Genomic DNA, 16,366 nt, shown 5'->3' on the forward strand with positions numbered 1-16,366 from the left:
AGCGCCATGGCACAGGGCTCGGTCCAGGTGACGCACTCCGGAACGTCGCGTTGGCGGCGCCGCACAGGGGAGTACAGCTCGCTCGCCGCCGCCCTGGAGGCCGCAGGGGACGGTGACGTACTGACCGTGCCGGCCGGTACGTACCGGGAGAATCTGGTGCTGGTGCGGGCGGTGACGCTGCGCGGGCCCGACGGGGCCCGCGGTTCGGTGCGCATCGCCCCGGCCGACGGCGTGGCGCTGACCATACGTGCCTCCGCCACCGTCCACGACCTGCATCTGGAGGCCACGGATTCGGCCTCGCCCGCGGTGCTGGTGGACGACGGTGCCCCTGAGCTGACCGGACTGCGGGTGGTGACCCGCTCCGCCTCCGGCATCGAGGTCCGCGGCGGCGCCCGCCCGACGGTCCGCCGCTGCACGGTCGACAACGCCGGCGGGGTCGGCATCAGCGTGCTGGACGGCGCCGGCGGACTCTTCGAGGACTGCGAAGTGGTGGCCGCCGGGCAGGCCGGCGTGGCCGTGCGCGGCGCGGCCCATCCGCGGCTGGAGAACTGCCGGATCCACCATGCCTCCGGCGCCGGGCTCTCGATCAACGGCGAGGGCAGCGCCGTCGAGGCGGTCGGCTGCGAGCTGTACGAGATCAAGGGCGCCGGGGTGCAGGTCGCCGCGCGGGCCACCGGCCATCTCACCGACTGCACGGTGCACCGCACCTCCGCGGACGGCGTCACCCTCGACACCGACGCGGTCCTCACCCTCGCCGACTGCGACATCCACGACATCCCGGAGAACGCGATCGACCTGCGGTCCCGTTCGGTGCTGACCCTGACCCGCTCCACGGTGCGGCACTTCGGCCGCAACGGCCTGTCCGTGTGGGACCCGGGCACCCGCGTGGACGCCAACCGGTGCGAGATCCACGACAGTACGGGCGACTACCCGGCGGTGTGGGTGAGCGACGGCGCGACGGCCGTGCTGGACGCGACGCGGGTGCACGACGTGCCCGACGCCCTCTTCGTCCTCGACCGGGGCTCGCGCGCCGATGTCGTCGACTGCGACATCTCCCAGGTGCGCAACACCGCGGTGTCGGTCAGCGACGGGGCGACGGTGCAGCTGGACGACTGCCGGATCCGGGAGGCGGCCACCGGCGCGTGGTTCCGCGATCACGGCAGCGGCGGCACCCTCGCCAACTGCACCATCGACGGCGCGCAGACCGGCGTGATCGTCACCAAGGGCGCCGACCCCACCATCGAGGGCAGCACGGTCTCCTCACCGGCCGAGGCCGGGTTCTACGTCTCGGCGGAGGGCCGCGGTACGTTCCACGGCTGCCGGGTCACGGGCAGCTCCGGCTTCGGCTTCCATGTCATCGACGGCTGCCGTACGACGCTGACCCGCTGCCGTACGGAGCGCTGCGCGCGCGGTGGTTACGAGTTCGCCGACGGCAGCGGCTCGTCCGGCGACGGAGTGTCCGGCGGGCCCACCGTCCAGGACTGCACCAGCGACGAGAGCATGGCGGCGGCCGTCGGGGCGGCGCCCGCGGTGGCGCAGGCGACGCAGACGGCCGGGCTGCTGGGCGGCGTGCCGGCGCAGAGCGCACCCCTGGCCGTCACGGCCACCGAGGAACCGGCCGTGATCAGTCGTCCCTCCGACGAGGTGCTGGGCGAACTGGACACCCTGGTGGGGCTGGACAGCGTCAAGCGCGAGGTGCGCAGCCTGATCAACATGATCGAGGTGGGCCGCAGGCGTCAGCAGGCCGGCCTCAAGGCCGCCTCGGTGCGGCGCCATCTGGTGTTCACCGGCTCCCCGGGCACCGGCAAGACGACCGTGGCCCGGCTGTACGGCGAGATCCTGGCCTCCCTGGGAGTGCTGGAGCGCGGCCATCTGGTCGAGGTGTCGCGGGTCGATCTGGTGGGCGAGCACATCGGGTCGACGGCGATCCGCACCCAGGAGGCGTTCGACCGGGCGCGCGGCGGGGTGCTCTTCGTGGACGAGGCGTACGCCCTCTCCCCCGAGGACTCGGGGCGGGACTTCGGGCGGGAGGCCATCGACACGCTGGTGAAGCTGATGGAGGACCACCGGGAGGCGGTGGTGGTGATCGTGGCGGGCTACACCTCGGAGATGGAACGCTTCCTGGCGGTCAACCCCGGTGTGGCATCGCGTTTCTCACGGACCATCACCTTTGGCGACTACGCACCCGAGGAGCTGCTGCGGATCGTGGAGCAGCAGGGCGAGGAGCATGAGTACCGCCTCGCCGAGGGCGCCGGAGAGGGCCTGTTGAAGTACTTCACCGCGCTCCCCAAGGGTCCGTCGTTCGGCAACGGCCGTACCGCGCGCCAGACTTTCGAGGCGATGGTCGAGCGGCACGCGGGCCGGGTCTCGCAGCTGCCCGACCCGAGCACCGACGAACTCACCCTGCTCTATGCGGAGGATCTGCCCGAACTCCCCTGAGGGGGCGGCAGAACGGGGCCCGGCCCGCCGCATTCCGGGCCGCCCGCCGCGTCGTGCCGCTGGTTCGGTACGGCCGGGCCGAGGCGGGCGACGAGTTCGGCGCGCACCCGCTCGAAGACCGGGTCTGCCTGGTAGTCGCCATGGCCCAGGATCTGGGCCGGCAGGGGATTTTGCAGGGTGCGGCCGAAGGCGAGCGGGTCGCGCAGCGGGCCCTCGTCGATCTTGCGGCCGTCCTCGCAGGTGAGCCGGATGGGGCCGCCGATGGGGTCGGTGAAGCGCCACAGATTGCGCCAGTCGTCCATCTCGCGGTGCAGGCCGGTCAGCGCGGGCGGGCCGAAGAAGGCGGGGAACCAGCGGCCGTAGAGGCGTTCCAAGGGGCAGCCGTAGGTGAGCAGGGCGACGCGGCTGCGGGTGACCAGGTCCAGCTGCCAGACGGCGGCCGCCGCCAGCACGCTGCCCTGGGAGTGCCCGGAGATCACCAGGCGTCCGTCGAACCGCTCGGTCCAGGTGGCCATCCGCCAGGTGAGGTCGGGGACGGCGCGCTCGGCGTAGCAGGGCGGCGCGAAGGGGTGCGCGGCGCGCGGCCAGAAGGTGCCGACGTCCCAGAGGATGCCGATGGTGCGGCGGGCGGAGTGGTCGCGGTAGGCGCGCCGGCCCATGGCGATCAGGAGTATGACGCCGGCGCCCATCAGCCAGGAGCCGAGGGCCTCAGCCGCCTGGGCGGCGGCGTGCACGACGGGCGCGGCATGAGCGGTGGCGCGGCCGGGCGCGCGGTCGGTGACCCAGGCGCCGGCCACCGCTCCGGCGCCGAGAACGAGCGTGACGGCGGCGGTGGCGGCGACCAGGACGGGCGCCGCGTCGGTCAGTCCCGCGCGGGCGATGGTCCCGGCGATCCGCTTCGTACGCCGCTGGTCGGGGCGCTCCTTCGGGTCGTAGAGGCCGGGGACGTTCCGGGACACCTGGCCGCGGACGACGATCACCCGGATCCCGGCGAGGACCGCGACGACGGCGACCACGACCAGCAGGACGGGGATGACCGAGGCCTGCCAGGACAGCAGGACCGGCGGTCCCGGGATGGGGGCGTGCACCTGGCCGGGCGTCGCGCCGCCGTCGATCCAGTCGGCGAAGCGCTGGGCCACTCCCCCGGACAGCACCCCGCCGACCGCGCAGGCCAGCAGCGCGACGGCGGGGCCGCCCATGCCGTTCAGGGCGGTGCGTTCCTCGTCGCGGGCGGCGCGCTGCAGGACCCAGGCGGTCACGGCCAGCGCGAGGACCAGGACGCCCTGGAGGACGGCGATCGAGCCGAAGGCGGCGGCGCCGGGCAACGGGCCGTGGCTGTGCGCCCCGGGGCGCGCCCAGGAGGCGTGCACGGCGATCAGGGCCAGGGTGCCCAGCGCGGCATACGGCAGCGCACGCACCACCAGGCGGTCGGACTCGTCGTCCGGGGCGGCCTCACTGCGGGCGGTGCGCCAGACCACCACCAGGGTGGTGACGGCGAGCAGCCCGACCGCGGCGGCCAGCGCCTGGCCGGTGGCGGCGAGGACGCCCCAGCCGCCGCCGTCGGCCTTGGCGGTGGCGGCGAGGAGGGCGGCGGCGATGGTCAGGATGCCGGCCGCGGTGTGCGCGGCGCGCAGCCGGGCGACCAGGCGGCGGCCGTACCAGAAGCCGTCCAGGCCGAGTGCGGTGCGCTCGGCCGCGGGGGTGTAGCGGGACGATCCGGGGCGGCGGGGCGGCGGCGAGGCGGATTCGTACGCGCTCCAGGTGCGGTGCGAGAGCCACCACAGGAAGCCGATGACCAGCAGCGGCAGCAGGGAGGCGAGCACCAGGCGGCGGCCGGGCAGGCTCCACCAGCCGCCGTTGTCCGGGCTGAGGAAGCCCATCCAGGAGGAGTCCTCGGCGCAGGCCGTGGTGCCGGCGCACTGCCAGGCCGTGAGATCGAGGGCGACCTCGCAGGCCGCCGCGGCCAGCAGGACGGTGAGGGTGAGGGCGAGGACGCGCACCAGGACGTCGTAGATCCGCTGCGCCTTGTGGTCCGCGGGGGCCGCGGGCCGCATCCAGTGGGCGAGGTTGGCGACCATGAAGGGCACCAGGATCAGCCAGAGGGCGCGGGCGCCGTTGCCCGAGGTGAGGTTGGACCAGCAGTACGCCTCGCGGACCGGTTCGCCGGTGAAGTCGTCGGGGCGGTCCTCGGCGTCGGCGTCCTCGGTGCGGCGGTAGCAGGCCGCGGTGTCGTCGCCGGTGATGCGCTGGATGCGCGGGTCGCCGAGCATCTGAGCGGGCGTGGCGCCGCCGACGCCGTGCACCAGCAGCTCCAGGGCGAGCTGCGGTTTGTCGGGCGGCAGCCCATCCGCGGTCGTGTCGTGGCCCGTTGGGCGGGTGTGCGGTGCATGGTCCGTCGAGCGGGTGTGCGGTGTCGGTTCCGCGGTCTCCACTGGTCTTCCCCCGTTGTCCGTACGGCGCTGTGCGGTGCGGCGCCCCGAGGATTGTCCCTTTCCCGTGGCGGCGGTTCCATCCACTCTCCGGTCTCCTTCTCACCTCTTCACGCCATCCCTGCCCCGCCTGCACTGTCACCGCCTCGTGCGAGGATGAGGGGACCAGTGATCGCGGGCGGCAGCCGGCGCGGAAAGACCCGAGTCGGTGGGCCGGGCGGAAGGGACGGGCCGGGGTGAGCGACAACCAGAACCTCCTCGCGGAGCAGCGGCGGGCCCTGATCCTCGACGAGGTCAGGCGGCGCGGCGGGGTGCGGGTCAACGAACTCACCCGCAGGCTCAGCGTGTCGGACATGACGGTCCGCCGCGATCTGGACGCGCTGGCGCGCCAGGGAATGCTGGAGAAGGTGCACGGCGGCGCGGTGCCGGTCAGCGAGCCGAGCGCGCACGAGCCGGGTTTCGAGGCGAAGTCGGCGCTGGAGCTGAGCGCCAAGGAGGACATCGCCAAGGCGGCGGCGGAGATGGCGGCACCGGGCAGCGCCATCGCGCTGGCGGGCGGCACGACGGCGTTCGCGCTGGCGCAGCAGCTGCTGGAGGTGCCGGATCTGACCGTGGTGACGAATTCGGTGCGGGTGGCCGATGTCTTCTACAACGCGCAGCGGGCCGCGTTGAGCGGTGGCGCCGGGCCGCGCGCGGGGGCCGCGACGGTGGTGCTGACGGGCGGTGTGCGCACGCCGTCGGACACCCTGGTGGGCCCGGTGGCCGATGCCGCGATCCGTTCGCTGCACTTCGATGTGCTCTTCCTCGGGGTGCACGGCATATCGGTGGAGGCGGGCCTGTCGACGCCGAATCTTGCGGAGGCGGAGACCAATCGGCATTTCGTCCGGTCCGCGCGGCGCGTGGTGGTGGTCGCCGACCACACCAAGTGGGGCACGGTCGGGCTGAGTTCGTTCGCGACGCTGGAGGAGGTGGATGTGCTGGTGACCGATGCCGGACTGTCCGCCGGGGCGCGCGCGGACTTCGCGGAGCTGCCGCCGGAGCTCGTGGTGGCGGGCGAGCCGGCCTACGGCGCCGAGCACTGACCCGGCGCTGAGGGGACTCGGTCCGGTCGGAGGGCTCGGGCGGCCGGAGGGCTCGGGCGCCAGGAGGGGCCTCGGGCCGCCCCGGACGGGTGTACGGCGCGGCCGCAGACATCTGACGACCCGCCAGCTAAGGTGTCCGCGCGGATCGCCTCCGTAGCGTGATACCGCCCGACCCGTAGGGGGTGCTCGTCCCATGCCACGCCGACTCCGGCCCGTCGAGCTCGACTTTCTCGAATCCGCCCCGCTGCGGCTGGTGTTCGCCGCGGAGATCTCCGCCCCGCCGGAGGCGGTGTACGCCGCGCTGGCCGATGACGTCGAGGGCTGGTCCCGCTGGTTCACCGGGGTGTCGGCCTCCGCGCCGACGGACGGGGGCAAGGGCCGCGACGTACGTCTGACGGGCGGCACCCGCTTCGTCGAGACGGTGCTGGCCGCCGAGCCCGACGAGCACTACGCCTACCGCGTCGACACCACCAACGCCCCTGGTCTGCGGGCCCTGTTGGAGGACTGGCGGCTGACCCCGGCCGGCGGGGGCACGCGGCTGCGGTGGACCTTCGCGGCGGACGGACCGGCGCCGTTCCGGTTCGTGCTGATGCTGGGCCGGCCGGGACTGGGCCGCGCCTTCCGGGGCTCCGCGCGCGCCCTGGACCGGCGGCTCGCCGCAGGCTGAGGCGGCGGGGAAGGGGATCGCCCGTGGCCCCGGCCGCTCCTCCGGCTCAGGCGGGCCAGGCCCCGGTGGCCAGGAAGGTGTCGAGGGTGCGCGCGTAGGGCGCGATGTCCAGCCCCTGGGCGGCCAGCCAGTCGTCCGAGTAGTACTTGTCGAGATAGCGGTCGCCCGGGTCGCACAGCAGGGTCACCACGGAGCCCGTACGGCCCTCGGCGACCATCTCGGCGACGATCTTCAGGGCGCTCCACAGTCCGGTGCCGGTCGAGCCGCCCGCCTTGCGGCCGATGGCCGCCTCCAGGGCGCGCACCGCGGCGACACTCGCGGCGTCCGGGACCTTCATCATCCGGTCGATGGCGCCCGGCACGAAGCTCGGCTCCATCCGGGGCCGGCCGATGCCCTCGATGCGGGAGGCGGTCGCGCAGTCGGTCTTGGCGTCGCCGGTGAGCCAGCCGTCGAAGAAACAGGAGTTCTCCGGGTCGGGCACGCAGACCCGGGTGTCGTGCTGCATGTAGTGGACGTAGCGGGCGATGGTCGCCGAGGTGCCGCCGGTGCCGGCGGTGGCCACGATCCAGGCCGGCTCGGGGTACCGCTCCAGGCGCAGCTGCTGGTAGATCGACTCGGCGATGTTGTTGTTGCCGCGCCAGTCCGTCGCCCGTTCGGCGTAGGTGAACTGGTCCATGTAGTGACCGCCCGATTCGGCCGCGAGGCGCGCGGAGACCTCGTAGACGGTCCGCGGGTCCTGCACCAGATGGCAGCTGCCGCCGTGGAACTCGATCAGCCGGGTCTTCTCGCGGCTGGTGGTGGCCGGCATCACCGCGATGAACGGCACCCCGATGAGCGAGGCGAAGTAGGCCTCGGAGACCGCGGTGGAGCCGCTGGAGGACTCGATGACGGGCTTGCCGGGGCGGATCCAGCCGTTGCAGAGGCCGTAGAGGAACAGCGAGCGGGCCAGCCGGTGCTTGAGGCTGCCGGTGGGGTGCGTCGACTCGTCCTTGAGGTAGAGGTCGATGCCCCAGTGCTCGGGCAGCGGGAAGCGCAGCAGATGGGTGTCCGCGGTGCGGTTGGCGTCCGCCTGGACCTTGCGGACGGCTTCTTTGAGCCAGCTCCGGTAGGCCGAATCGGTACGGTCGACGTCGACGGTCGGCATCGGGGCACCGGCCGCGTCCTCGCGGTCCGGCGGGCTCTGCGGCTGCTGTGCGGTGCTCACCGGGGGCTCCTCAGGGGTTTCGACGCCCGCGCGAACAGCCGGGCCGCTTCCGACTATAGCCATCCCTCGCACGCTTCTCACCTGCATAAACGACCCTTTGGGCTACCCCAAGGAGGCCCTGGGGCACGGCTGTTGGGCGCTTCGCGGACCGGGGCCACTGGTGCGCGGGGCGCCGCACAGGCAGACTTCCTTCCAGGGGCGGTGATGGGCACCTGCCCGCTCACCGAGGAGGTGGTGGCCATGGCGGAGGATTTCAACGCGACCGGCGTACGGATCGAGCGGTGGCTGCGGTCCCTGACGCGCGCCGGACAGGTCGTCATCAGAGACGGCCGGCTGGCGCTGCTGACGAGCTACGGAACCGAGATCGACAGCGCTCCGCTGCAGTCCGTACAGGCCCACAAGCCGCTGTTCGCGGCGCGGGACCGGGCCCTCGCGACGCTGAACGGACACCGCTATTCGCTCACTCTCGGCGCCCCGGAACTCTTCCTGAAAGCCCTGGAGGCGGCCCGTCCGCCACACCCCTGACCTCCCGCTGCGGCCGAGGCTGCCCGGTTGCGGGAGTGCACCGCCGGGATGACCCTGGACAGGTATCACAGAGGGTTCACCAGCGGTGACACTGTGGCGCAGTCGGCATCGCTGGATCCGATCTTCGCCCCTGCCTGGCAGCAGGGGCGCCCGGCCTCATCAGGGAGTCGCGGTCGTGATCAGGCAGCCCAGCAGGCACTGCACGGTGGAGCTACAGGCCCTTCCGGCCCGCATCGGATCTGCGCGCAGAATCGTCTCGGCGCAATTGCGCTACTGGCGTCTCGAAGCGCTGATAGATCCGGCGGCGCTCGGGGTGACCGAACTGCTCGCCAACGTCCACCGACATGCCCGTCCCAGCAAGCAGTGCACCTTGGAGCTGTGTGTGCTGCTCGACCAGTTGACGGTGTCGGTGCACGACCGGGATCCGCGGCTTCCGCTGGTGCGCGCCGCCGGCACCTGGGAGACCTGCGGCCGGGGGCTGGCGCTGATCGCTGCCCTCAGTGAGAGCTGGGGGGTGCGTCCGGAGGCCGCGGGCAAGGTCGTGTGGTTCACCCTGCCGGCCCTCGCCCAGGCCCCGGAGGAGGTCCGCCGGGTGCCGGCCTGCTGGGACACGCCGTGGGAGCCCGCACCGACGGCTGCCGACCTCCGCGCCCGTATCCGCAGCACGAAGGTCGGCTGAAGGACGGCGCTCGGCCGCGCCGGGCGTCACTGGGCGGCGAGGGCACGCAGCACGTCCAGCCGTGCCGCGCGCCGGGCGGGCCGCCATCCGGCCACCGCCCCGGCGGCCAGGCCGGTCGGCGCGAGCACCGTCCCGAAGGCGGCCACCAGCACGGACTCCCAGCGGACCACGGCCCGCAACTGCGCCCGGGTCCGGCCGACGGCACGCAGCGGGCCAAGCTCCCGGGTGCGCTCGTGCAGCGCCGCGTCGCCCGTTCCGTAGATCTTGACCGCGTCCACGACGCGTGCGGCGGCGGGTGCGGTGGGGCCGGTGGCAGTCATGCCGCGCCTCCCTTGGGCCCGGCGCCGCCGAAGTGCTCCTCCAGGACGGACAGCCGGCTCCAGTACTCCTCCTCGTCGATCTCGCCGGCGGCGAAGCGGCGGCCGAGGACCTCGATGGGCGTCGGGGTGTCACCCCGGGGCGCGGACCGCGGGCCGCCGAACTGCCGGCCGGGTCCGCCATGGCGCCAGACGGTGCGGCGCAGCACGGTCACCACGCCGAAGATCACCAGCGCCCAGATGACGGGAACGAAGAAGATCCAGGGGCCGGGGCCGCCGCCGGACCAGGGGTTCGCCAGTTCGAACATGGGATTCAGCTCCTCGGTGGATGCGGTTGTTTCTGTCGCTGTCGAGCCTCGTCCTCCAGGGGCCGTCCGTCGTCGTACGGCCAGCGGCTTCGTCCGTACCCCGCAGGGAGTACGGCGGGCGCGGGCGGCTGCTCCGGCGGGGGCGGAGGGGTGCCGGAAGGCCGGATTGCCGGGGCGCGGGCGGACACCTCTCGACTTCTGTAACTACTGGTATGTACAGTGCGTTCATGAGCACTCACGACAGCGGCGTCGCCGGGAGCACCGGCACCGCCGGCGGCACTCGGGAACGCCTCGTGCGCAGCACCCAGGAACTCCTGTGGGAGCGCGGCTATGTCGGCACCAGCCCCAAGGCCATCCTGGAGCGCGCCGGCGTCGGCCAAGGGAGCATGTACCACCACTTCACGGGCAAGTCCGCGCTCGCGCTGGCCGCCATCGACCGCACCGCCGAGGGCATGCGGCAGACCGCCGAGGCCGAGCTGTCCGCCCCCGGGACGGCGTACGAGCGGGTCGCGGCCTATCTGCTGCGGGAGCGGGAGGTGCTGCGCGGCTGCCCGATCGGCCGGATGACGCAGGACCGCGATGTGGTGCACAGCGACGAGCTGCGGCGGCCGCTGGACGCGATGTTCGGCTGGCTGCGGGGGCGGATCGCCGAGGTGCTCGCGGAGGGTCGCTCGCGCGGCGAACTGGCCGCCTCCCTGGACCCGGTGGCCATCGCCGCGACCGTCGCCGCCGTCGTCCAGGGCGGCTATGTGCTCGCCCGCGCCGCCGATGACACCGCGCCGTTCGACGCGGCGGTCGAGGGCGTGCTGTCGCTGCTGGCAGCGCAGACCACGTCCGCCGCGGCCGGCCCGGCAGCGGCGCCCACGGCCGGCTGACCGCGCCCGCGCGACACCCGGCCCCATCCGGCTTCCTCTCCCCGCCCCTCCCCACGGAGCCCGTCATGCACGCGATGCAGTACGCGATCACCCTGCCCGCCGACTACGACATGCAGATCATCCGGAGGCGGGTGAAGTCCAAGGGCCATCTGATGGACGACTTCGAGGGCCTCGGCCTCAAGGCCTACGGAATCCGCGAACGCGGGGTCGAGGGCTCCCCGGTCAATGAGTACGCGCCGTTCTACCTCTGGGCCGACCCGGAGGCCATGACCCGCTTTCTGACCGGTGCCGGATTCGGTGGCGTGAGCGCCGACTTCGGCCGCCCGTCCGTCCGGCACTGGCAGGGGCTCTTCCACCGTCCGGGCCCAGCTGCGGCGACCACTCCCCGGGCGTTCACCCGGCGCGTCGAGACCCTCCCCGAGAGCACCGACCCCGCCACCGCCATCGGCCGAGCGGTCGCCGCCCACGAGGAGTTGGCCACCACGGACGGGGTGCACTCCACCGCTCTCGCGCTCGACCCCCAGCACTGGGAACTGGTCCACTTCACCCTCTGGACGCACACCGCCCCGGCCTCCGCCGGCGACCGCTACCAGGTGCTGCACCTGTCCGCCCCCGGCACCGCTGGCCTGGGCGAGGGCCGGCAGTGGTGAGCGGTGGACAGGCGCGGCCCCAGGACGGGCCGCCGGCAGGACGCGGCGCCCCCGTGGGCAGCGTCCGTACCGTGCTCGGCGACCTCGCGCCCGCCCTCCTCGGCATCTGCGACGCGCACGACCACCTCTTCCTGCGCAGCCCCCAACTGCCGGGCCAGGAGCTGGACGACGCCGGGGCCGCGGCCCGCGAGCTGGACGCCTTCCGCGCGGCCGGCGGCGGCGCGGTCATCCAGTGGACCCCGCACGGCATGGGCCGCCGGGCCGCCGAACTGCCGCGGCTGGCACGGGAGTCGGGGGTGCACCTCGTCGCCGCGACCGGGCTGCACCAGGCGGCGCAGTACGCCCCGGAGGTTCTGGAGCGGATCATGCCGGATGCGGCGGAGCTGTTCGTCACCGAGCTGACCGAGGGGATCGGCGGGACCGGCGTCCGCGCCGGGATGATCAAGGTGGCCGGGAGCTTCCACGGCCTGGACCGGCATGCCCGGCACACCATGGCGGCCGCCGCCGAGGCGCAGCGCGCCACCGGGGCCGCCATCGGCGTCCACCTGGAGCAGGGCACCGCGGCACCGGACGTGCTCGACCTGCTCTGCGGCGAACGGGGCGTCCCGCCCGAGCGGGTGATCCTGGGTCACCTCAACCGCGCGCCGGACCTCATCGCGCACCGGCAGGCCGCCGAGTCCGGCGCGTATCTGGCCTTCGACGGCCCCTCACGCGCCCACCACGCGACGGACTGGCGGCTGCCCGAAGCGCTGGCCGCGCTCGCCGAAGCGGGCCACGGCGAGCGGATCCTGCTCGGCTGCGACACCACGACGGCCGCCGCCCGGTCGGTCAACGGCGGCCCCGGCATGCCGCATCTGCTGCGCCGCCACCGGGCGCGGCTCGAACTCACCCTGGGCGAGGACCTGGTGACGAAGTTCCTGACCGCCAACCCGGCCCGCGCGTTCGCCGCGGACTGGGCACCGGCAGCGGGCGGGTGAGCGCTCAGAGCGCGACGGCGATCCCCACATGCGGCCGCTTGCCACGCCGCAGCAGTGCGCCGCCGGTGTCCAGCAGCCGGAACCGCAGCCCGTATTTGCGCGCCATCGCCTTGCGCACCCGGCCGAGAGCGGCCGCGCCCTCCAGGAGCCGGGCGGTGCCCTCGGCCACCTGCGCGCCCTCGGCGATGCCGCCGCGCACATCGCACGGGGTGACGGTCACCCGGGTGTCGTTGCGCAGCCGCTTCACCTTCCCGCTGTCGTCCCGGGTCCACACGAGCAGTTCGTCCCCTTCGGCCACCGCCCATACGGGGGTGGCCACCGGGATGCCGTTCCTGCGGTGCGTGACGAGGCTGACGTAGGAGCTGCGGGCGATCGCGTCGGGAATCATGGGGCGCAGCGTACGGCCTTGCCCCGGCCGCTCCGTTCAGCGGTCGCTCAGCGGTCCAGCACGACCAGTGGGTCGTCGAGGACCGGCTGCCAGGCCAGCTCCGCCGCGCCCACCAGGCTGTTGTGGTCGAGGCTGCACGGCAGGATCGGCACCCCGCCGCTGCGGCCCCACAGGCTGCGGTCGGCGACCACCGCGCGCAGCCGCTCCGGGTCGGCCTCCAGCAGGGCGCGGTGCAGCCCGCCGAGGATGATGCGGTCGGGGTTGAGGATGTTGACGAGTCCGGCGATCCCGAGCCCGAGCCGGTCGATGAGGAGATCGGCGGCCCCGCGTACGGCGGCGTCGTCCGCGTACTCCTCGCGCAGCAGGTCGGCGGACTGCTGGAGGAGCGAGACCGCGGGGCCCGGTTCGCGTCCGGCCGCGCCGAGGAAGGCGAGCGGGTCCGCCTCGACGTCGAGGCAGCCGCGGCTGCCGCAGTGGCAGGGCGCGCCCTCGGGGTTGACGGTCAGATGGCCGACCTCCAGCGCGAGGCCCGAACTCCCGCTGTGCAGCCTGCCGTCGAGCACCAGCGCGCCGCCGACGCCGCGGTGGCCGGACGCCACGCAGAGCAGGTCGCGGGCGCCGCGTCCGGCGCCGTGGCGGTGTTCGGCGAGCGCCATGAGGTTGACATCGTTGCCGGTGAAGCCGATCGCCTCGGTCACGCCGGGGATCCCGGCGTCGGCCAGCGAACGCAGGAACAGCTCACGCACCGGGGCGCCCGACGGCCAGGCGAGGTGCAGCGGATTGAGTGCCTCGCCGTCGGGTTCGGCGACGGCGGAGGGCACCGCGAGGCCCGCGCCGAGGCAGCGCCGGCCGGTCTCCTGCAGCAGTGCCGAGCCGGCCGCGACGGCGTCGGCGAGGACATGGGCCGGGTCGGCCGGGATGGTGCCGCAGCCGGTGGCCGTCGCCACGATCCGGCCGCCGAGCCCGACCAGCGCGACGCGGAAGCCGTCGGCGTGGATCTGCGCGGCGAGGACGACCGGGCCGCGTGCGTCGACGAAGAGCCGGTGGGAGGGCCTCCCTTGGGAGCCGGCGGCGGCGGTCGGCCGGGAGTCGACGGTGATCAGTCCGAGCGCTTCGAGCTCGGCGGCCACCGCTCCCGCGGTGGCGCGCGTCACGCCGAGTTCTGAGGTGAGGACGGCGCGGGTGGGCGCGCGGCCGGTGTGTACGAGCTCCAGTGCGGGTCCGAGGGCGCCGCGGCCCCGCTCCAGCCTGGTTGTCCGAGTCTGGGTCACCCCCCTATTCTGACTTTGTGCCCACGCTGAACAAAATACGGGCGGCCCTGGCGGGGGATCCCGGCCCCGCCCGCACCGATCCGCGCCTGGTCCGCCACCGCATCGCGCTCACCGCATTCTTCGCCATGGACGGCTTCCTCTTCGCCGGCTGGGTCGTCCGTATCCCCGCGATCAAGGCGCAGACCGGCGCCGACGCGGGCGCCCTCGGCCTCGCCCTGCTCGGCGTGTCGGCGGGCGCGGTCGCCTTCATGATGCTCACCGGACGGCTGTGCCGCCGCTTCGGCACCCCGGCCGTGACCCTCGTCTCCGCCCTCGCCCTGTCGCTGGGCATCACGCTGCCCCCGCTCACCCACTCGGCGCCCGCGCTCGGCTTGGTCCTGCTGGTGTTCGGCGCCGCCTACGGCTCGCTCAACGTCGCCATGAACAGCGCCGCCGTCGATCTCATCGCCGTCCTGCGCCGCCCGGTGATGCCCGGCTTCCACGCCGCCTTCAGCCTCGGCGGCATGCTCGGCGCGGGCCTCGGCACCCTGATCGCCGGCAGCCTCTCCCCCACGGCACACCTCCTGCTGCTCGCCGCGATCGGCCTGCTGGTCGCGGGCGTCGCCGGACGCTCGCTGCGCGCGCACCCGCTGCCCGCGCCCCCCGAGCACCTGCCCGCCCCCGAGCCCCGCACCACCCCGGAGGCCGGCGGGGCGCCGCACGGCGGGCGCCGCCGCGGGCGCCCGGATCCACTGGTGCTCGGATTCGGGCTGCTCGCGCTGTGCACCGCGTACGGCGAGGGCGCGATGGCCGACTGGGGCGCGCTGCACCTCTCCCAGGACCTGGACGCGGGGCCCGGCACGGCCGCCGCCGGTTACGCCGTGTTCGCGCTGGCGATGACCGTCGGCCGGCTGTCCGGGACCGCCGTGGTGCAGCGCTTCGGACCGGCCCGCGCGCTCATCGCGGGCGGCAGCACGGCCACCGCCGGCCTGCTGCTCGGCGCGCTCGCGCCCACCACCTGGGCGGCCTGCCTCGGCTTCGCCGTCGCGGGACTGGGGCTGGCCAACATCTTCCCCATCGCCATCGCCCGCGCCGGCGAGTCCGCCGGGCCGGACGGCGTCGCCGCGGCCTCCACCGTCGGATACGGCGGCATGCTCCTCGGCCCGCCCGCGATCGGCTTCCTGGCCCAGGAGTTCACCCTGCCCACCGCCCTGACGACACTCGCCCTGCTCGCCGCCGTCGCCGTGCTCCTCGCGTATGCGACCCGCACGGCGCATCATGGGGTCCGGGCGTGACGTACGGGCCGGGGAGAGCCGCTCGGCCGGCGCGCCCCGGCGGGCAGGATCCGCGGAGGGGCCGACGGGAATGCGCGACGACGCACACCGGGACGCCGATCCGCGGCGACAGGCCGGTGGAGGCCGGTCGCACCGCCTGCGCGGACTCGCGCGGCTGATCTTCGGTAATCCGGTATCACTCGGCTATCTGGCGCTGGTGGCCGCCGCCGCACTGTTCGCGGCGGCCGTCGGCCTGGCCTCGGCGCACGCCGACGCCTCGTTCGCCGGGGTGGGGGCGCTGCTGCTCACCGCCCCCACGGTCTTCCCGCTGCTGCTCGCGGGGGACGCCGTATGGGGCGAATCGGCAGCTCCCGATGGCTACTTGGCGGCGGCGACGGTTGCCGCCGCGCTGGTCAACGCGCTGCTGCTCGGCCTGGCCCGGCGGGCCCCGCGAAGCCGCGGAGGCAGCCCGCGGGGATCGGCTGTCAGTGCGGGCTGGCACACTCGTCGGCATGGAGATCATTGAGTTCGTCGAAACGCTGCGACTGGACGGAGCGTTGCTCGCCGACGCCGCGGAGGAGGCCGGGCCCGATGCCCGGATTCCGGCCTGTCCCGAGTGGCAGATGCGGGATCTGGTCACCCATGTCGGTCGTATCCACCGCTGGGCGACGGACTATGTGACGAAGGGCATCCAGGAGGCCGGGCGCCCCCCGGCCGCTCCGGAGCTGGCCGACAAGGAATTGCCCGGCTGGCTGCGGGACGGCCACCACCGCCTCGTGATCGCACTCGACAGCGCCCCACAGGACCTGGAGGCCTGGACCTTCCTGCCCGCCCCGACCCCGCTGGCGTTCTGGGCGCGCCGCCAGGCCCATGAGACCTCGGTGCACCGCGCGGACGCCCAGCAGGCCCTCGGCGCCTCGCTCACCCCCCTGCCCTCGGCCTTCGCCGCCGACGGCATCGACGAACTCCTCTCGTTCCACGCCGGCGACCGCAGCCGGCTGCGTACGGCAACACCCCGGACCGTGCGGGTCCGGGCCACGGACTCGGTCGCCGCGGAATGGACCGTGCACCTCTCCGAGGCCCCGCCGCGCGCGGAGCGCCGCGCCGCGGGAGCGGCGGACGGCGACGCCGGCGCGGACTGCACGATCGAGGGACGGGCCGAGGAGCTCTATCTCGCCCTGTGGAACCGCCTGCCCTGGGACACTCTCACCGTCACCGGCGATACGGCGCTGAGCGGGCTGTGGCAGGAGCACGGCGGTATCTGAGCACGGGCCCCGGCCCGGCGGATGCGGGCGCATCCGC

The 16,366-nt window shown here is 74.2% G+C and carries 16 protein-coding genes and 1 pseudogene; 11 read left to right on the forward strand and 6 right to left on the reverse strand.

Annotated elements, in window-relative coordinates:
• Positions 1–6: 6 nt before the first annotated feature.
• On the forward strand, positions 7–2,439 hold the full coding sequence (locus ACIRQ7_RS35085; RefSeq protein WP_404266576.1) for a right-handed parallel beta-helix repeat-containing protein: 2,433 nt from the start codon (positions 7–9) through the stop codon (positions 2,437–2,439).
• Here the strand turns inward: ACIRQ7_RS35085 and ACIRQ7_RS35090 are convergent.
• Positions 2,409–4,871 carry a hypothetical protein gene (locus ACIRQ7_RS35090; RefSeq protein ID WP_404266577.1) on the reverse strand — a complete coding sequence of 821 codons (2,463 nt, stop codon included), beginning with the start codon at positions 4,869–4,871 and terminating at the stop codon, positions 2,409–2,411. The two genes, ACIRQ7_RS35085 and ACIRQ7_RS35090, sit on opposite strands and share 31 nt — an antisense overlap.
• Before the next feature lie 233 nt (positions 4,872–5,104).
• On the opposite strand from ACIRQ7_RS35090, the gene ACIRQ7_RS35095 reads away from it, so the two are divergent.
• Both ACIRQ7_RS35095 and ACIRQ7_RS35100 read left to right on the forward strand, forming a co-directional pair.
• Entirely contained in the window at positions 5,105–5,950 is an 846-nt protein-coding gene (locus ACIRQ7_RS35095; protein WP_404266578.1) for a DeoR/GlpR family DNA-binding transcription regulator, read from the forward strand.
• Between the two features lie 193 nt (positions 5,951–6,143).
• Positions 6,144–6,617, forward strand: coding sequence for an SRPBCC family protein (locus tag ACIRQ7_RS35100; protein ID WP_404266579.1), 474 nt, complete (start codon positions 6,144–6,146; stop codon positions 6,615–6,617).
• Positions 6,618–6,663: 46 nt separating this feature from the next.
• Here ACIRQ7_RS35100 and ACIRQ7_RS35105 read toward each other — a convergent pair whose 3' ends face one another.
• Complete coding sequence (locus tag ACIRQ7_RS35105; RefSeq protein WP_401475653.1) at positions 6,664–7,761, reverse strand: PLP-dependent cysteine synthase family protein; 1,098 nt, start codon at positions 7,759–7,761, stop codon at positions 6,664–6,666.
• A gap of 300 nt (positions 7,762–8,061) precedes the next feature.
• Here ACIRQ7_RS35105 and ACIRQ7_RS35110 point away from each other — a divergent pair, with 300 nt between their 5' ends.
• Positions 8,062–8,346, forward strand: a complete 285-nt coding sequence (locus ACIRQ7_RS35110; protein ID WP_401475650.1) for a hypothetical protein — start codon at positions 8,062–8,064, stop codon at positions 8,344–8,346.
• A 175-nt stretch (positions 8,347–8,521) separates the two neighbouring features.
• Positions 8,522–9,025, forward strand: coding sequence for an ATP-binding protein (locus tag ACIRQ7_RS35115; protein ID WP_404266580.1), 504 nt, complete (start codon positions 8,522–8,524; stop codon positions 9,023–9,025).
• A gap of 26 nt (positions 9,026–9,051) precedes the next feature.
• On the opposite strand, the pseudogene ACIRQ7_RS35120 reads toward ACIRQ7_RS35115, so the two are convergent.
• Both ACIRQ7_RS35120 and ACIRQ7_RS35125 read right to left on the reverse strand, forming a co-directional pair.
• A pseudogene (locus ACIRQ7_RS35120) lies at positions 9,052–9,318 on the reverse strand (FtsX-like permease family protein); the annotation flags it as partial.
• Between the two features lie 23 nt (positions 9,319–9,341).
• Positions 9,342–9,650: an SHOCT domain-containing protein gene (locus ACIRQ7_RS35125; protein WP_403674576.1), complete on the reverse strand. Its 309-nt coding sequence runs from the start codon at positions 9,648–9,650 to the stop codon at positions 9,342–9,344.
• A 227-nt stretch (positions 9,651–9,877) separates the two neighbouring features.
• Here ACIRQ7_RS35125 and ACIRQ7_RS35130 point away from each other — a divergent pair, with 227 nt between their 5' ends.
• From ACIRQ7_RS35130 to ACIRQ7_RS35140, 3 genes are all read left to right on the forward strand, one after another.
• Positions 9,878–10,525 carry a TetR/AcrR family transcriptional regulator gene (locus ACIRQ7_RS35130; RefSeq protein ID WP_404266581.1) on the forward strand — a complete coding sequence of 216 codons (648 nt, stop codon included), beginning with the start codon at positions 9,878–9,880 and terminating at the stop codon, positions 10,523–10,525.
• 65 nt (positions 10,526–10,590) lie between these two features.
• Positions 10,591–11,175: a DUF4865 family protein gene (locus ACIRQ7_RS35135; RefSeq protein WP_404266582.1), complete on the forward strand. Its 585-nt coding sequence runs from the start codon at positions 10,591–10,593 to the stop codon at positions 11,173–11,175.
• Positions 11,176–11,228: 53 nt separating this feature from the next.
• Entirely contained in the window at positions 11,229–12,152 is a 924-nt protein-coding gene (locus ACIRQ7_RS35140; protein WP_404266583.1) for a phosphotriesterase, read from the forward strand.
• A gap of 4 nt (positions 12,153–12,156) precedes the next feature.
• On the opposite strand, the gene ACIRQ7_RS35145 is transcribed toward ACIRQ7_RS35140, so the two are convergent.
• A complete protein-coding gene (locus ACIRQ7_RS35145) occupies positions 12,157–12,540 on the reverse strand; it encodes a PPOX class F420-dependent oxidoreductase (RefSeq protein ID WP_404266584.1) in 384 nt (127 codons plus the stop codon).
• Positions 12,541–12,587: 47 nt separating this feature from the next.
• Complete coding sequence (locus ACIRQ7_RS35150; RefSeq protein ID WP_404266585.1) at positions 12,588–13,811, reverse strand: ROK family protein; 1,224 nt, start codon at positions 13,809–13,811, stop codon at positions 12,588–12,590.
• 17 nt (positions 13,812–13,828) lie between these two features.
• On the opposite strand from ACIRQ7_RS35150, the gene ACIRQ7_RS35155 reads away from it, so the two are divergent.
• From ACIRQ7_RS35155 to ACIRQ7_RS35165, 3 genes are all read left to right on the forward strand, one after another.
• Positions 13,829–15,085, forward strand: a complete 1,257-nt coding sequence (locus ACIRQ7_RS35155; RefSeq protein ID WP_404266586.1) for an MFS transporter — start codon at positions 13,829–13,831, stop codon at positions 15,083–15,085.
• A gap of 70 nt (positions 15,086–15,155) precedes the next feature.
• Positions 15,156–15,590 (forward strand): SCO4225 family membrane protein, encoded by a 435-nt coding sequence (locus tag ACIRQ7_RS35160; RefSeq protein ID WP_404266587.1) that lies wholly within the window; start codon positions 15,156–15,158, stop codon positions 15,588–15,590.
• Positions 15,577–16,329: a maleylpyruvate isomerase family mycothiol-dependent enzyme gene (locus tag ACIRQ7_RS35165; RefSeq protein WP_404266588.1), complete on the forward strand. Its 753-nt coding sequence runs from the start codon at positions 15,577–15,579 to the stop codon at positions 16,327–16,329. The genes ACIRQ7_RS35160 and ACIRQ7_RS35165 overlap by 14 nt, the downstream gene beginning before the upstream one ends.
• Positions 16,330–16,366: the final 37 nt, after the last annotated feature.

It is taken from the genome of Streptomyces sp. NPDC101393, assembly GCF_044767385.1.
GTDB lineage: Bacteria > Actinomycetota > Actinomycetes > Streptomycetales > Streptomycetaceae > Streptomyces.

What these genes read in the sequence shown, in the direction of transcription:
- ACIRQ7_RS35110 (WP_401475650.1), top strand. Translation starts at nt 8,062, where the DNA reads ATGGCGGAGGATTTCAACGCGACCGGCGTACGGATCGAGCGGTGGCTG.
- ACIRQ7_RS35165 (WP_404266588.1), top strand. Translation starts at nt 15,577, where the DNA reads ATGGAGATCATTGAGTTCGTCGAAACGCTGCGACTGGACGGAGCGTTG.
- ACIRQ7_RS35085 (WP_404266576.1), top strand. Translation starts at nt 7, where the DNA reads ATGGCACAGGGCTCGGTCCAGGTGACGCACTCCGGAACGTCGCGTTGG.
- ACIRQ7_RS35160 (WP_404266587.1), top strand. Translation starts at nt 15,156, where the DNA reads ATGCGCGACGACGCACACCGGGACGCCGATCCGCGGCGACAGGCCGGT.
- ACIRQ7_RS35135 (WP_404266582.1), top strand. Translation starts at nt 10,591, where the DNA reads ATGCACGCGATGCAGTACGCGATCACCCTGCCCGCCGACTACGACATG.
- ACIRQ7_RS35100 (WP_404266579.1), top strand. Translation starts at nt 6,144, where the DNA reads ATGCCACGCCGACTCCGGCCCGTCGAGCTCGACTTTCTCGAATCCGCC.
- ACIRQ7_RS35130 (WP_404266581.1), top strand. Translation starts at nt 9,878, where the DNA reads ATGAGCACTCACGACAGCGGCGTCGCCGGGAGCACCGGCACCGCCGGC.
- ACIRQ7_RS35125 (WP_403674576.1), bottom strand. Translation starts at nt 9,650, where the DNA reads ATGTTCGAACTGGCGAACCCCTGGTCCGGCGGCGGCCCCGGCCCCTGG.
- ACIRQ7_RS35145 (WP_404266584.1), bottom strand. Translation starts at nt 12,540, where the DNA reads ATGATTCCCGACGCGATCGCCCGCAGCTCCTACGTCAGCCTCGTCACG.
- ACIRQ7_RS35105 (WP_401475653.1), bottom strand. Translation starts at nt 7,761, where the DNA reads ATGCCGACCGTCGACGTCGACCGTACCGATTCGGCCTACCGGAGCTGG.